The organism is Prevotella disiens, assembly GCF_900454955.1.
GTDB lineage: Bacteria > Bacteroidota > Bacteroidia > Bacteroidales > Bacteroidaceae > Prevotella > Prevotella disiens.
On record NZ_UGTL01000001.1, the window covers coordinates 2,215,074 to 2,232,327 of the forward strand.

At 38.6% G+C, this 17,254-nt stretch carries 8 protein-coding genes and 1 CRISPR repeat array; of the genes, 1 reads left to right on the forward strand and 7 read right to left on the reverse strand.

Translation table 11 applies throughout. The features are described 5' to 3' along the window. Positions 1 to 34: 34 nt before the first annotated feature. Together DYI03_RS09785 and DYI03_RS09790 are read right to left on the reverse strand one after the other, a co-directional pair. A complete protein-coding gene (locus tag DYI03_RS09785) occupies positions 35 to 1,843 on the reverse strand; it encodes a reverse transcriptase/maturase family protein (protein ID WP_021668951.1) in 1,809 nt (602 codons plus the stop codon). Between the two features lie 546 nt (positions 1,844 to 2,389). Further along, positions 2,390 to 3,559 carry a site-specific integrase gene (locus tag DYI03_RS09790; protein WP_036858670.1) on the reverse strand — a complete coding sequence of 390 codons (1,170 nt, stop codon included), beginning with the start codon at positions 3,557 to 3,559 and terminating at the stop codon, positions 2,390 to 2,392. Positions 3,560 to 3,933: 374 nt separating this feature from the next. Then, positions 3,934 to 5,749: a CRISPR direct-repeat array (repeat unit 47 nt; unit sequence GTTGTGATTTGCTTTAAAATTAGTATCTTTGCATTAGCAAAACCATC). Positions 5,750 to 5,883: 134 nt separating this feature from the next. Here DYI03_RS09790 and DYI03_RS09800 point away from each other — a divergent pair. Beyond that, complete coding sequence (locus DYI03_RS09800; RefSeq protein WP_115367858.1) at positions 5,884 to 7,413, forward strand: IS5 family transposase; 1,530 nt, start codon at positions 5,884 to 5,886, stop codon at positions 7,411 to 7,413. Between the two features lie 412 nt (positions 7,414 to 7,825). On the opposite strand, the gene cas2 is transcribed toward DYI03_RS09800, so the two are convergent. The 5 genes from cas2 to DYI03_RS09825 form a co-directional block, all read right to left on the reverse strand. Continuing rightward, positions 7,826 to 8,131 (reverse strand): CRISPR-associated endonuclease Cas2, encoded by a 306-nt coding sequence (cas2, locus tag DYI03_RS09805; RefSeq protein ID WP_021670017.1) that lies wholly within the window; start codon positions 8,129 to 8,131, stop codon positions 7,826 to 7,828. Between the two features lie 42 nt (positions 8,132 to 8,173). Beyond that, on the reverse strand, positions 8,174 to 9,106 hold the full coding sequence (gene cas1, locus DYI03_RS09810; protein WP_021670016.1) for a type II CRISPR-associated endonuclease Cas1: 933 nt from the start codon (positions 9,104 to 9,106) through the stop codon (positions 8,174 to 8,176). 11 nt (positions 9,107 to 9,117) lie between these two features. Beyond that, positions 9,118 to 13,260 (reverse strand): type II CRISPR RNA-guided endonuclease Cas9, encoded by a 4,143-nt coding sequence (gene cas9 / locus DYI03_RS09815; RefSeq protein WP_021670015.1) that lies wholly within the window; start codon positions 13,258 to 13,260, stop codon positions 9,118 to 9,120. 323 nt (positions 13,261 to 13,583) lie between these two features. Continuing rightward, positions 13,584 to 15,008 (reverse strand): aspartate ammonia-lyase, encoded by a 1,425-nt coding sequence (locus DYI03_RS09820; RefSeq protein ID WP_004355197.1) that lies wholly within the window; start codon positions 15,006 to 15,008, stop codon positions 13,584 to 13,586. Positions 15,009 to 15,712: 704 nt separating this feature from the next. Next, the gene (locus tag DYI03_RS09825; RefSeq protein WP_021670013.1) at positions 15,713 to 17,227 is read right to left on the reverse strand and encodes a hypothetical protein; all 1,515 of its coding nucleotides are present in this window, start codon (positions 17,225 to 17,227) and stop codon (positions 15,713 to 15,715) included. Between the last annotated feature and the right edge of the window lie 27 nt (positions 17,228 to 17,254).

Below are 17,254 nucleotides of genomic sequence, written 5' to 3' on the forward strand. Positions count from 1 at the left end.
TCCATGTATACGGCTCTCCGCCCATAACGGCATTTTAGCTATTCTCCGCATGAATCATGTTATGACATTCTGCACAGACGATTAAAGATTTTCTATGCATTTTGAGCATTTTACGTTCCCATTCGGTTTTGCCTCTTAATTCTGAGAGTTTCCTGACGTGGTGTGACACAACATTTCCTTCTTTTCCGCACAACTCACACTTATTTGCAGTCAGTCTTTCGACCAGACTCATAGATGGAGTGTTGAACAGGTAGGGCAAGTTATCACATTTTTGAGTTCCCAAGTCGGTAATACGCTTAAAGCCCTCATTGTAAAACACCCTTGGTTTGCGTTCGCCTTTCTTGTCCGTATACCACACCACAAATTTATCATCTTCACGATACTTGTTTGTTATGGTTCTGACGGAACTGTTAAGTTTTTGCGCAAATGTCTTTAGCATACTGAACCTCATGATACATCCAAATGAACGTCCAAGTGCCGATGCATTGTTTGCAATGGAGTAGTAGTTGTAGAATCCTCTGATTTCTGTGTTGAAACGTGCTACTATATCTTGTGGCTCATTGTCTATCAGGTATGTTCTACCTTTAGAACTCCACACTTCTTTGCCATTTCGTGTTTTCACATTCATGGCTTCAAGACTCAGTAGCTTCTTCTTTATTACTTCTCGTGATACGTGTAGTATCACATTACCATTACGATGTCTACGAGTTTCTCCTCTTGCATTTTTCTGCGTTGTGTAATCTTTACGGACTGATATTTCATAGCCGAGAAATTTTGCACTGTCTTGTGCGTTGGTTATCAAGGTCTTTTCTTGCGACATCTCCAACTTTAGCTTTTCTTGCATAAATTGTGTAACATCCGCCTTGATTTTCTCGCACTCTGCTTTATTTCCAATGACCCCTATAAGGAAATCATCAGCGTAGCGTACATAATTCAATCTACGGAAATTCTCATCCATATCGTTACCGCTCGGCATAGTCAGTATTTGCTGTTGCTTATTACGAACTTCCTCTCGCATTGCTTCCAATTTATCAACGTTCGTCACCTCCTTCATTCTCTTCTTTAGATAGTGAACTCGATTGTTCAGTCTGCCGATATCCTTGTTGCGGTGTCTAACTTTACCCTTATGGAAATCTTGTGCATACTTCTTCATATACTTATCGAACTTGTCCAAGTAGATATTAGCCAGTATTGGACTGATAATTCCACCTTGAGGCGTACCCGAATAAGTTCTATTGAAGTGCCATTCTTCCAAATATCCAGCGTTGAGAAATTTACGTATTAACCGAAGGAAACGCTCGTCAGATATGCGTTCCCTCAGAATTTCTATCATCACGCCATGGTTGATATTGTCAAAGAAACCTTTTATGTCTCCCTCAATGAACCACTTTGTTCCGTTGAAATTATTCTGTAGACTCTTAAGTACCGTGTGGCAGCTTTTGTGTGGTCTGAAACCATGTGAAGTCCGTTCAAAATATCCTTCGTATATGGCTTCGAGAACCATTCTCACTACCTCTTGCACTAATTTATCTGCAAACGTAGGGATACCGAGCGGACGTAACTTTCCGCTCTTCTTCGGTATGTAAACCCTCTTTGCCGGTTTAGGCCTATAGACTTCGCTTTTGAGACTGTCTATTAATGCGTGTATCTTGTCAATGCTCATGCCGTCCTCCGTCTGTCCATCAGTACCGGGTGTCATATTGCCTGGTTTTGCATGAATGCGCTGATATGCGACTAAGAACATCTGCTCATTGAACAGAATACGATAGAGTCGTTCGTATTTGTAACCTGACTCGTTGCTGTGTTCAGCTAAAATGTTTAATACTTGCTCGGGATTTCTCATACGTCTCTCACGTTTTCCTTTGTTTGTACTAAAGTTATGGACTGTTCCCCTTCGCCATGTACAAGCCGTTAACTTGCTCGGACTACTATGGGAACTCCGTTGCCATATCAGATATTCAGAGACCAGCTCTCATAGCCTTTGAGGCGTTCTGACTTAGGCAATCCCCAGTTAGTTTCACTTGATAACTATTAGCGTGACATATTGTCGGATGCGACTTTCGTTCTTGTCCGCTTATTGCGGCTGTGTCATAGTCGGTTCTTAATGCTCTGCACTAACGCACAAAATAGCCAGAGTACTATGAAATAGCGTATATAAAAGCCTTCCGCTATTGCAAGATGTGGTACCACCGAACTATCGTTCAACCAATCAAGGCTTCATCCTTATATATGTCGTTTCGTCTTGCCCTTCAGTCGCTACTTGGCTATTAGTAGACTCAGGGCTTTAATCAGCATGCTACACTCCCCGTTAGGTTTCCCCGTCGGATAAGCTGATTGACGATAGGATTATATTGAACCCAATCCTAACTTCTTACTACAGAAGTATTTATCAAGCGACCAATCTGGGCGCACTTGCGTAAATCTGCGTCGTCTTTATGCTCTTGTGTCCGAGCATGGAGCTGACCGTTTCGATGGGAACACCGTTGGAGAGGAATATCGTCGTGGCTGCCGTGTGGCGGCTCTGATGCCACGTGATATGCTTGGTGATGCCGCAACGCTTGGCGACGGCACGGATACCGGCAAGGCACGTGTTATAATGCGGAACGGGAAATATCCTGCCGTCCCCGCACAGTCCCCGGTATTTGCCGATTATGCGGTTGGCGATGTCGAGCAGGCGGATGTTGGACACCACGCCCGTTTTCTGGCGGTTGATGTTTATCCACTCGTGTTCGTCGAAGTAGGTGCGGATATTCTCTTCCGTAAGGTTGCGCATATCCGCGAACGACAGCCCCGTGAAGGCGCAGAACAGGTAGAGGTCGCGGTACAATTCCTGTTTGGCGTTTTTCAGTTTCCCCTCCATCAGCAGGCGGATCTCATCTTTGGTCAGGAAACTGCGTGTTGTTTCCTCCTTCTTGATTTCATACTCGCGGAACGGGTCGCGCGTCAGCCACTCGTTGTTGATGGCGATGAATACCATCGTCCGTAACGGGCAGACGTACAGCCACACGGTATTGGTGCAGCAGTGCTTGTCCGTGCGCAGGAACATCTCGAAGTCGGAGATGAAAGCCGGGGTAAGCTCTTTTAGGGCGATGTCCTTCACATGGTAGCGGATGTCGAGGAACTCTTGCATGTGCTTGTAAACGGTGCGGTACTTCAGCAGCGTGCCTTTGGCTTTCATGCCTGCCTCCACCTGCTTCTCGTAGTCCTCGTTGTGCTGGCGGAACACCTGCATCAGCGTGTGGTAGCGGTGTTCCAGTCCGAGAAAGGCGTTCTTCACCTTCTCCGCCGTGACGAAGTTGTCACGCTCCATGATTTCCTGATAATGCCTGTTGATGCGTACCCGCATCTTGTCAAGCATACGGTTCGTTTCGAGTGCCGCCGTGCTTCTGCCCGTGACACGTCCACCTTTGGTGTCCCACAGTTTCGGATCGACAGTCAGTTTGCAGCTGAACTGCGTCTGGCTGCCGTCCACCGTGATGCGTCCCATGACGGGAACTGTCCCGTCCTTTTTCACTACCTGACGCTTGAGGTAGTAGATTACTGAAAATGTACTCTTCATTGTCCTTAATTTTTGGGTTTCAAAATTAGTTGGTGAAGAGTCCGGTGTTGGTACGCAAAACGGGGAGGAACGGCGCAATCTTTTTCCGTAACCTGATTTTTCGCATGAGTTATGGATAACTCACTATTCCTTAGAGCCTTGTTTCGCTATTCGTACCCGTTTGTCGCATTTTCGGGCATGGTTACGAACAAGTAACGTAGCGGCGTCAGGATTTGGCTTCGGCAGGGATTGTAATGGCTTCACGGATTATCGCCACTTCAACCAAAACCCTTGTAACTCAATTCTATCACTATATCTTTCCGCATTTCACTTTTTTGTAGTAACTTTGCAGACACAAAACCATCCTTACACTCATTATATAACCTGCCTACCCAGTTGTGATTTGCTTTAAAATTAGTATCTTTGCATTAGCAAAACCATCTGCGTTTAGTTTTTATTCCAATTTGCTTTGGTTGTGATTTGCTTTAAAATTAGTATCTTTGCATTAGCAAAACCATCGCTTGCCACGTTCGAGTTCTGCGTGTATGTGTTGTGATTTGCTTTAAAATTAGTATCTTTGCATTAGCAAAACCATCCTATATCCGCAACGGCAAAAGGAGGTCTAAGTTGTGATTTGCTTTAAAATTAGTATCTTTGCATTAGCAAAACCATCTTATTCCGGCTATTGGTTTGGCGCGTTTCAAGTTGTGATTTGCTTTAAAATTAGTATCTTTGCATTAGCAAAACCATCTGTCTTGTTGCTCTTTCAACGCTTTTAATTGTTGTGATTTGCTTTAAAATTAGTATCTTTGCATTAGCAAAACCATCTAAAAGTAAATCACAGTGGATATAGAGTGGGTTGTGATTTGCTTTAAAATTAGTATCTTTGCATTAGCAAAACCATCAGAAATTCGCAGCTAACCTTACCGACTGCAGTTGTGATTTGCTTTAAAATTAGTATCTTTGCATTAGCAAAACCATCTAAAGGCATTTATAGGTTTATCGTCAGGGTGTTGTGATTTGCTTTAAAATTAGTATCTTTGCATTAGCAAAACCATCTTAAGCGGGGGTAATAACCACACTCTTTCCGTTGTGATTTGCTTTAAAATTAGTATCTTTGCATTAGCAAAACCATCTGCGAGGATTGTCAGTGTTTTGTCGGAGGCGTTGTGATTTGCTTTAAAATTAGTATCTTTGCATTAGCAAAACCATCCTCATCGCATCGAGTGGAACTCCAGCTTGAGTTGTGATTTGCTTTAAAATTAGTATCTTTGCATTAGCAAAACCATCTAACTTCGGCTGGATACTTCCAGTCCATTTGTTGTGATTTGCTTTAAAATTAGTATCTTTGCATTAGCAAAACCATCATGAATTGTTTTTGTGTCAAGGCTTCCCAGTTGTGATTTGCTTTAAAATTAGTATCTTTGCATTAGCAAAACCATCAGAGGTGCTAGTCGCTGTGAAGGTTTCCCGGTTGTGATTTGCTTTAAAATTAGTATCTTTGCATTAGCAAAACCATCATTTTGGGCATATATACCCGACGACCAGCAGTTGTGATTTGCTTTAAAATTAGTATCTTTGCATTAGCAAAACCATCATAAGCAATATCCTTGAAACGCACAAGTAAGTTGTGATTTGCTTTAAAATTAGTATCTTTGCATTAGCAAAACCATCAGAAAGGTACAGCTTATGTATAAGGAGCTAGTTGTGATTTGCTTTAAAATTAGTATCTTTGCATTAGCAAAACCATCTATTTTTATAAATTATAATGCAAAAAACTCGTTGTGATTTGCTTTAAAATTAGTATCTTTGCATTAGCAAAACCATCGGGCGAGCGATGCAAGCGAATAACTTATATGTTGTGATTTGCTTTAAAATTAGTATCTTTGCATTAGCAAAACCATCTGCTGCGTTCTGAAAACCAATGCCAGCTAAGTTGTGATTTGCTTTAAAATTAGTATCTTTGCATTAGCAAAACCATCTTTACCATTTCAAGGACTTACAATGATTAAGTTGTGATTTGCTTTAAAATTAGTATCTTTGCATTAGCAAAACCATCTGACTTACATTTACGACACTTAACATAAAGTTGTGATTTGCTTTAAAATTAGTATCTTTGCATTAGCAAAACCATCCGCATCAAATTCTGTTGTTGCTTCATCATGTTGTGATTTGCTTTAAAATTAGTATCTTTGCATTAGCAAAACCATCTATCTAACCCTTTAATATTTAGTTAGTGTTTACTGAATAATTTATAACTCTCTGATATTTAAGTTTATATAACTTTATTTCTTTGTTTGTTTAACTAGAAAATCGTACCTTTATATAGTTAAATCCATAGCAAGATGAAGTTTTACGCTCCAAAATACAAGCAACTTGACCTCGGTTTGCTCCGCTCATCCCTTGATGAGTTGGACAAGACAAACCGATGGGTGGCTCTCGGTGACCTTCTTCCATGGACAGAACTTGAGAAGGAATACAACTCAAGGTTGGACAATCAGAAGAAAGGTGCAGGGAACAAGCCGGCACGCATGATTCTCGGCGCAATGATTATCAAGCACAAACTAAACCTGAGTGATGCCGAGACCATCGAGATTATCAGAGAGAGTCCCTACATGCAGTACTTTTGTGGATTGCATGAGTTCACCGACAAGCCTATATTCGACCCGAGCCTATTCGTCACGATACGCAAGCGAATCTCAGAGGAAGAACTCAACAAGATGACAGTCAAGCTTCTCGACAAGCAGAGGCGTCTTCTTGAAGAGAAACGCAAGCGTGAAGAAGAAGAGGCGAAGAGGAATGATGAGGACCCGCCGGCTCCGAAACCAGAGGATCCGAATGCCGCTTCCTTCACCGACTCAAAAGGTCGCGAGCACAAGGGAGTGCTGAAGATTGATGCTACCTGTGCCGATGCAGAGATGCGTTATCCTGTTGACGTTGATATAATACATGATGGTTGCCGCAAGGTTACCGACTATATTATAAAGGTGTGCGAGATGTTTGAGCTGCACAAGCCACGCACGAACTACAAGCATGCACGTCAGGCATACCTTCAGCTTGTCAAGAAAGCCAAGAAGAAAGGCAAGATGGTGCGTGATACTATCGGGGTGATGCTCAACTACTTGCGCAAGGACATCCGCATCTTAATGGACTTGCTTGCAAAGAACAAGACGTACTACGAGAGCCTATTCCTATATGAGAAACGCACCTTGACTGCAATCCTCACGATGTACCATCAGCAGGAGGAGATGTACAGGTCAAAGACTCATACTTGTGCAGACCGCATACTGAGCATCTTTCAGCCACACGTCCGTGCCATTGTCCGTGGAAAGGCTAAGGCAAGGACTGAGTTCGGGGCCAAGATAGGTGCAAGCATAGTCGAGGGCTATACGTTCATCGACCACCACAGCTGGGATGCCTACAACGAGAGCCAGGATCTCTTGCTACAGATTCAACTTTTCAAAGAACGCTTCGGCTATCTTCCGGCCACCATCCTTGCGGATAAGATTTACCTAAACAGGTCAAACCGAGATATACTTGAGGATTTTGAAATCCATTCATACTGCAAACCGTTAGGGCGACCACCGAAGGATCCTCCTTCAGATGAGATGAAATCCAGAATGGCCAAAGCCATCGGGGAGCGCAATGAAATCGAATGCTCATTCGGTACTGGCAAGAGAATCTATCGAGCCAATGACATAAGAGCCAAGCTTCCAGATACAGCACGATGCTGGACAGGAATGTGCTACTTCGTTAAAAACGTGATGAAGTTCCTCAGGGAACTTTGTCTTGCCCTGACCGAAATCTGGTGGTTTTTCATCATTATCGTCACTATGAGGGGCTACGTCTGCTACCCTCTGTCTGTGAAGAGATAATAATTCAGCAGACCCTAGTTAATTATGTTGTGATTTGCTTTAAAATTAGTATCTTTGCATTAGCAAAACCATCCTAAATCACTTAAATTCGTTTGTGATGTCTGTTGTGATTTGCTTTAAAATTAGTATCTTTGCATTAGCAAAACCATCCAGAATGGTCATCGGGGGTAGGTTTAAAAGGTTGTGATTTGCTTTAAAATTAGTATCTTTGCATTAGCAAAACCATCTCCAATCAATGGAGTTAGTACAAAGCGACGGTTGTGATTTGCTTTAAAATTAGTATCTTTGCATTAGCAAAACCATCCTAAATCGTATAATACACTGACGAATAGATGTATTACGAAAGATTCAAGGAAAAGAAAAATGCAAGCAAAATAAAGTTTCACTTGTTAAAGGTGGAACTTTATTTTTGCTAAAACAATTCTAATTGCGCTCCTGGTGCATTTGGTTTTTGTGGCTTTTTTCCATAAAATAATTTTATTTCCTCAAACTGTTTGTCGGTTATCCCCATTATTCCAACTTTACCATACGTTGGAATAAAAGTAGATATGCGCTTTGTATGAACTTCCATATTCTCCTTACTGCCACAATGGCGTATATAGATGGAGAACTGAAACATAGTAAATCCATCTTTCAAAAGATTTTGACGAAAAACAGCAGCTGCCTTTCGTTCTTTCTTTGTGTCGGTGGGCAAATCAAAAAATACTATTAACCACATACTTCGGTATTGACTAAATCTATAAGTTTCCACAATTTGTGTTTATAATTCAGGATAAGCAATTTTCTTTTGTTCACCACTAAAGCATTTGTAAAGCGATGCAGTGGTTTGTTGGGTAGCTATCATTAATGGACTCTTCTTATTTCCTATCGTTGTATCAAGTACAGGAATAGAAAGGAGTTTCATTTTTATCTCTTTTGTAAGCTCGCTGTAATCCTTAATTGACTCCATGACATCTAAAACTAATCCATCAACATATGGGCGATAAGGCTCCATAATATCATCAGCAAGGCAATAAGCATTATATTTGTTATGGTGATGAATTCCTAATGTAGGAAGTAGCCCACTTCCTACTAAAGAGCGTGCTACTACTGCACGCAATATAGCATACCCATAATTAAGAAGATTGTTTGGAGGTTCACCATCACGTCCTCTTACAAAATTAGGAATATCAGTAAAAATATTTTTCCAATAATAGGCTGCTGCCCGAGCTTCAAAATTATCAGGGTCTCCACTTCTAACTTTATTCGCCCAAACGTACATACATGCCACGTCAGTATTGGTGTAAATACTTAAAATCTTAGCTTGATTGATTATCTTTTGTTTTATCGTTTGCTGCCACAATTGTTTTTTTATTGGCAATGATGCGTCTATTTGAGTTCTGAAACGTTCATTTTGCGTAGTATTTCCACATAAAGGTAAAAGAAGACCAATAGGCATATTTTTACTATCACAAGTAATGACAGCACAATTATTTTCTATTAAAGCTTCTAAAGCCGATGATGTGATTGTTATACGCTTATTGTCAAGCAATACAACTCCAATATCTTCGATTGGAATTGTACGCTCTGTTTCTTTTTTTAAACAATCTGGCAATCCTTTACATGTTTCAACTTCTGGTAAACGAATAAGAAGCTGCTCGTTATGTAAACTCAAATAAGCAGGATTGCTGAAGCATAAAGTTTTCTTTATCATAAGCCATGATTTTAATCATACTCACCTACTGCTACTATTTTACCAATGGCATTGACACGAACCTTAACTATTCCTTCTAAAGCCTTTAAGGATTTTATTTTCTTAAATACTAAGCCTTTAAGTTTCAAATTATCATTAAGAATCGTTTCTAAATGATTCCGAAATACATATTCTCGAATTATGGTTTTTCCGTAATCAACTCTTGACATCGTTTGAACTCTGAATAAATTAGGGCTAATCATTTCATAATTATTTTCGTCCATCAAATCAATTTCAGAAGGTACGAATCCAGTTTCTTCATTAGGGAATACGAAATATTCGTTTTGCTTCATTGTATAAAGGAAATGCCACCCTTTATCACGATTTAAGTTTTTATCAACAATTGGCACATTCTGCGATTTACGTTCAGCAGCTTCAAAGAAAGATATTACATTGTCTTGCAAATTACCTTTTGCATCTTGATAAATTGCCACATGATGATTGTTGCTTGTTTGAACGTAATCACCTAATACAGCTTTTCCATCTTCATCCTTAATTTCCTTGCCTGCATGATTTTTCAGCGTATGCACAGGAATAGCACTTAAAACGCCTTCTATGCTGACACGTTTTAAGGTAATATTCTTTTCTTCGTCAAGATAAATAGGGCATTCATCTAAATTACTAAAAGCTTTCTTTGCATCTCCGCCAAATTCTTTTAATCGTTTTTTCAGAATTTCTTTAATGCCGTTGTCAATAACTTTTTCTATTTTAAGGTCTGGTGTGATAAGTTTACGGATAGGGTAATACATTTCCCATTCTACTATTTTCACCATTGCAGGAGCAGTCTTTGTGTGTTCTGCATTGAGATAAATAGGATTTTTAGTAATTGCATTCTTACCTGCAAAAGCCTTTTTCGCATCACCAGAATATTCGTTAAGACGTTTAAGCAAGGCTTCACGAATAGTAGGACTACTTACTTTATTTATAGTAGCCTCATCTAATGCAGCTCCAATCTTCACCATTTTTATTATTGGACGCATCTTTGTACCATAAATAGTTTCATTGTGTAACGCTCCACGTGGTGTAAGTTGCACTTTTTTAATGATACCATTCTTTGTTTTTATCTTATTTACATTTTGCGTCATTACTTTGTTCTTAGCCTTTATTGAAACAAGAATGGCACTAAGATGACGTTTAGCTTCTTTGCGGAATTCGTTTAAAGGCATAGGAGCATTGAAGCGAAGAGTATTATTTTCACGATGTAGCTCTTTTGTTTCAATTGCATAAATGCTTCCACTCTTATCACTTCGTGCATTAAGATTGTTCAGATACTGAATGTAAGAAGGTTTTGTAAAGGCAATGGTCAGAGCGTCCATTGCATGGTGGCGATGGTCGTTACGCTTCGTCCAGTCTTTTATTCGCTTTATTTTTCTTCCATCTCTATCTTCTATGACTTCGGTTAGACCTAATCTATCATATTTCTCGAAATTCAATTCCTTCATTACATCAATCAATTGCCAATCTTCACGCAATCGGTCAGTTATTTTTCCCGTTGTAGGGGTTATTGTTTTAACCAATTCACCCAAAATTTCATAGGCTTTTCTAGCTATATATTGCGTATTACGAAGGTCGCGATTGATAAAATCAGAAGGAATATCAGCTTCCGACATCATCAGTTTTTTGTATTTCCCTGAACTTATTGCATTCTCTTTTAAGAGCGTATCAAGTTTCTTTTTATATTCTTCTATTCCTTGTTCGCCGTATTTTTCTTTAACAAAATCAAAAGCTGTCTTATTACTCTTAGCAAGATTTACATCTCGTGCTTCAATAGTTTTATTTCCGAAAGAATCATCAAACAAACGTGCTTTTGGAACAATATGTTCAATATCAAAATCCTTAGAAAAAAGTTTTTCTTTAGGAATATAAGTATTCGAATAGAGGGTTTTAAATCCGTTAGCCTCAAGTTCTTGATACAATTTATATTTTACAATATCATTGCGACTAATATAAGATAAGCCAAATTCTGTTTGCAAAATTTCAGTAATACGCTTATTTTCAGCAGCATTTTGATTAATTGATTTGGTTCTTTCTTCACGTTTAGCAGCACTACTTTTTAACTCACGTGCCATTTCGATTCTTATTTCATCAGGCTTTCCATATTCGACAATAATAGCGTTGATTACATTAATCATTTGGTTAAGAATCTTCTCAACAACAGGATTTCGCAAACTATTCTTTGGCAACAAGTCCAATCTATCTTTATAAACCTTTTGTGCTAATTCTTCTTTTGTAAGCGAACGAACCGAATGATTATAGCCAGCTCTTTCACAAGCTTCACTATAATCATATCCATCATGAAGATGAGGTAAAATTTTACGAATGGCTTTCACACTAATGTTACCATAATCATCTTCAAACGTAGCATCGGCAAGCACAGAAGCATATTCTTGAGGGAATCCAAAGTTTGCTTCCAGTTTATTTAATAACGATTCATTACCCGTTCTTGACTTGTCGCTTTCATACGAATACAGCAAATGCCAAAGTTGATACATTGGTTGCTTTTCTAACTCATGCTTCTCTAACGATGGATTAAAATCAAGAATATCTGTATTGAAACCTAAATTCTTGAAAATTGTTGCAACATAATGACGAATATCTTCAGCAGAAATTTTCTTAAAATTGCATTCTTCGTGTCCTGTTTGTGTAATAATACGATTATAACATTCAAAGAGAACAGCTTGTGTACGATTACCTTCTAACTCTTTAAAATTTAAATCCCAATGCTTACCTTTCTTATTTATCGTCTTTAAAGCTTCTGTTTCACTCAACTTTGCTCTAACGCTTAATTCATTGTAGAGCAATGCTTTTTCCTCTTCGTCGAGTGGACGACTTTCATTTATTTCTGTATCAATAAGTAAAACATTATTTAAATTCTGCCAAATTCTAAACTCTTGATACATTGGAGAAGATTTAGGAGCAACTTTCGACCCAATAAGTATTTCTTTTTCTTTGCCTTCAATTATAACTTTTTCTTTTTTCTGTTCAAGCTCACAAATTGAAATAAGACCTTTTTTACTCTTCAATGGGCGTTGATAGAAAATAATAATATCTCTAATTTCTTTTTTCAATTCGGGTGTTAGCTCTTTATGAAAAGCAGCTTGAGTTTCCCAAATCTTTTCAAACTCATCTAAATAATCTTGACGATAGAAAGGTTTATTCTTAATGCTTACATGTGGATTTTCTTTCAATGAAGCCCAAACATACTGTCCCACTGTTTGTTTATTGAAATAAAGTTCCTTACTTCTGTCGCTAATTTCTCCAAGAAGTCCACTTGTTTTTTCAATTTGTCCTTTCAAATCACTAACGACAAAAGTCAAAACTTCTTTATCAACTTGTTTATTCAACGCTTCAATACGCCACTTTAAAGGTTGCATTTTCTTATCCAATCCTTTTAAATCAGCAGTATAAATGCCATACTTAGCAAGGAAAATTTTAGTTGTATTGACTTTAGTTTTGCCTTCTAATTGTTGGTAAAAATCATCGGTCAGTATTTCAGGGTAATACTTCTTTTGCTCCTCCCATATTCTATTTAATTCACTTTCCAAGTCAGAACGATAATAACTTGGCGAAAACTTTTTGCCTTTATTTAGCAATTGCAACGAATACTCAGCAGGAGTTAAATTTTCTTCATACAATTTCTTAGCAATAGTCATTCCGTCGAAAGCCTGTCCATCTTCCTTACTATTAGCTTTTCTATTGCTTTTATAGCCACGCTTCTTATTGAGCATAAACAGAATGCGGGCAAATTCGTGTAAAGCTACTTTTTCTGTTGCAGCTTTAGCACGAAGTTTATAAGTTTCAAAAGTCGATTCTTTTCCTTCTTCATACATAGATTCTGAACCGAGTAAACCTCCTATTTGTAAACAATCACAAAGATTTTGTCTACGCAATTTATAGCGTTGAAGATTTATTCTCGCACTATGTCGCTGTTGTCTATCAGAATTGGTAGTAATTGCTTTTCCCTTTTCAAAATTACCTTTCTCATCTATTGTCAATGGATTTACTCTTACTCCAAGACGGATAATAGACGATTTTTCACTTTCGGTTTCTGCTTCATTCACTAAAGCCCAACCAATGCTTGTGGTTCCCAAATCTAAACCTAAGATTTTCTTCATGATTAACGTATTAATGTTTTGTGTAAAATTACGAAAAACATTTTAAATAGCAACATTTAACATAAAAAAGTTTGCAAATGTCATAAAAAAGCGTATTTTTGCAATACTAATTTTAAAGCATTCACAATAAGGATTATTCCGTTGTGAAAACATTAGGTTTGCCTCGACCTTTAACGGGGCATTTTTTATGCCCTATTTTTAATTAAATTTGGAGCGATATTTTAAAAGTATATGGCTCAGTAGCAATAAGATAAATAAAAAAAGTTCCATGCTGGTTTGCATGGAACTTTTTTGTTTATAATAATATAATTATTATTTTCAGCTTACTTTACTCTTTCTTCTGAATCCAACATGTGTTCTGGTGAAAGAATTTGGTCGAGTTGTTCTTTTGCAAGAACACCCTTTGCGAGTACAAGGTCGTAAACAGAACCACCTGTTTCGAGTGCTTCCTTAGCAATCTTTGTGCTGTTCTTATAGCCGATGTATGGGTTAAGAGCAGTTACGATACCGATAGAATTCTTTACAGTTTCAGCGTTATGTTCACGGTTTACAGTGATACCATCGATGCACTTCTCACGGAGAGTATCCATAGCGTTGCCCATCCATGTAATATCTTCTACCAAGCATTGCATGATAACTGGTTCCATTACGTTCAATTGCAATTGACCAGCTTCTGCAGCCATCATTACAGTTGTGTCGTTACCAATTACCTTGAAGCATGTTTGGTTAGTAATTTCAGGAATAACAGGGTTTACCTTACCTGGCATGATACTTGAACCTGGAGCCATTGGAGGCAAGTTGATTTCGTGAAGACCACAACGAGGACCAGATGCCATAAGACGAAGGTCGTTGCAAATCTTAGAAAGTTTAACTGCCAAACGCTTCATTGCGCTGCTGTAGTTTACTAAATCGGTTGTATCAGGAGTTGCTGCAACGAGGTCTTCACTTGCTTTGAAGGCGTAACCTGTAAACTCACTCATCTTGCGAGCGCAGATTTGTGGGAAACCAGGAGCAGCATTCAAACCTGTACCGATAGCTGTACCACCCATATTGATTTCTAAGAACATGTCGGCAGCTTGGTTCAAGTTGCTAATTTCAGCTTCGAGCAAGTTGGCAAAAGCATTGAATTCCTGACCGCTTGTCATAGGAACAGCGTCTTGGAGTTGTGTACGACCCATCTTAATATCCTTCTTAAACTCTTCAGCCTTCTTGCGGAAAGAAGCAACGAGGAGTTGAAGTTTTTCTACCAATGTCTTGTTCATGCGAATCAAAGCCAAGTGGATAGCTGTTGGATATGCGTCGTTTGTAGATTGACCGCAGTTAGCGTGGTCGTTAGGAGCGCAATATTTGTGTTCACCTTTTTGGTGTCCGAGAATTTCACAAGCACGGTTTGCGATAACTTCGTTAGCATTCATGTTTACTGAAGTACCTGCGCCACCTTGTACCATGTCGGTAACGAAATCTTCATGGAATTTACCATCAATAATTTCGCGGCAAGCCTGTGCCATAGCGTCGCAAATAGCGCCATCAATTTCGCCTAATTCACGGTTAGTTTCAACTGCTGCTAACTTAACGTAAGCCATTGCGATAACGTAGTCTGGGTAGTCGCACATTCTTGTGTTAGAAATGTGGTAGTTATTCACTGCACGTTGTGTTTGCACACCATAGTATGCATTAGCTGGTACTTGAAGGTCGCCCAAAAGGTCGCTCTCAATACGGAACTCTTTGTTGTTTGTTTCGTTTGCCATGTTAGTTGCAAATTTATTAATTAGTTGTATGTTTTGTTTCTTCTTGGTGAAAAATTATTGAAAAATACCTCAAAGCCTTGGTTGTAGACACCATTTTAATATTTGCTTTTTATAGTATTATCAATTGCGTTTTCAAAATATTGGCATTGCCTTTTTCATTACTTTGAGCGTGCCAACAATTTGTTGTTACGACTTTTTGCTTTCATCTTTGATTAACGATGCAAAAGTAGCAAATTATTAGTTGGTTAGGGAAAATTTGCTATCAAACATTTATAAGTTAGCAAACTTTAACAGATAATTTAAAATACACAAATTCAACATTTTGTTGGGCATTTTTCGCTTTTGTGAACTTTATCGTAACAGTTACCAATTGCAAATAGAATAAAGTTTAGAAATGCAAATATTCATTTACTATCTGATATTAATGAAATTAGAATAACTGGTGCATTTTGTCAAACGTTATAATTTTTCGTTGGGTTTCAGTTTCGACTCTATCATAAGATGATAGTATTGCCCAAATCTGAATCCGGCAAATTCTATCAATATAGGCTGTTTTTCACTTCAAAACAGCCTATTTTGAACTTCAAAACAGGCTGTTTTGTCTTTCAAACAATATATTAGAAAAAGCAAGCAAACTTGGTTTTAAAACCTCACTTGCTTGCCTAACAAATTGAATTATGTCAGTTAAAAATTATTCTTGCCCATTAATAGTCTGCATTCTGTGGGTCGAACTCAGCCCAACCTGCTGTCCAATCGTCGTTTGCAGAGAAAGCTCCAACGTAAGGAACAGAGATGAAACCTGTAAGATTTTGGAATGAAGCTGCATTGAGGATAGGACTTGTTGCAAGTGGTGTGTAACCGTTCATTCCTACAAGTGTTTCCCATGTTGGCAAGATATTATTACCACTTTGAGCCTTAAAGAAAGTTGATGTGAATGAAGGCTTTGTTGGGTCGGTTACCTTGTTTTTGTAATCAGTTACCAACTCATCTTTGTAGATTTTGTTGTAATCTGAACCAACAATATCCATACCTGCAAGCCAAATGTTGTTCAATTTCAATGCACCAGCTGTTGCTGCTTGTTGGGTTGCACCCTTTTCATTATCTAAGATGACACCAATAGGATAACCAACTGCCAAAGAGTTGTAACAACTCAAGCGAGAATTTCTACGAATGTGCATGGCTGCTTGGAATTTTCCGAGTGCTGAACCATTGTTTGGATTCATTGTACCACCATTAATATAATCGACAGAATTTACAAAACTTTTGTCCATCTTTGGACCAACGAATGTTATATTAGAGAATTTTGCTGTTGTGTAAGGTTTTACGTCTGAACCAGAAGCATTATTATCGCTTTCGAAGCCGTTACTCTGTGAAGTATCAGCAATTTTAGAATCGCGAATTACTAAACCAAACTGTACGTTACCACTAAATCCATTGTCTGTATCAAAATCATCGTCCCAACCTCTGTAAGCTATAAGATATTTTGCATTAGCTGTACCACCAAACCATTCGTAAGAGTCATCATTTGAGTAAGAAACTTGAATATGGTCAAGTTGAGTTTTGCTACCTACTGAGCCAAGTGTCAAGCCATTGATTTCCTTATCTTTCTCGAATGGGAAGCCAGCAAACTCGATGCGTACATAACTCAACGCTCCTGAATTATCTTGATTGTCATTTCCACCATGTTTTGTGCGAGGCCCACCTTCAATTTGCATTTCCGTTTGGTTGTTCACAGCACGTCCACAAAGAATAATTCCGCCCCAATCGCCAGGTTTTCTGCTACCTTTTGCTTGCGCAGATGTAAATATAATTGGTGCTTTTTGATTTCCTATGGCTATCAACTTTCCGCCTCGTTCAGCAATCAAAGCAGCCTTTGTAGTTTTATCACCCTTTATAATCGTTCCTGGCTCAATGGTAAGTTCAGATCCTTCAGCAATATAGACCCAACCTTTCAATAAATAGGTACCACGCTTCAAGGTTTGTTTTCCTTTGAAAATGAATTCTTGGTCGCCATTACCGATTTCTTTTCCATTAGCATCTTCTTTGCCATTGGTAAACAGAACGTTGCTACATGTTTTGATAGAGCCCTCTGTACCCCATTGATAAGCGGTTGGCTGGGTTGGTGTTACAACAGTTTCGTCATCGCTACTACATGCGGTTAATCCTGTTGCTACGGCAAGGATTGCCATGAATCCTAAAGTTTTCAAATTTTTCATCATAATATTTGCTTTTAAATAAGAGATTTT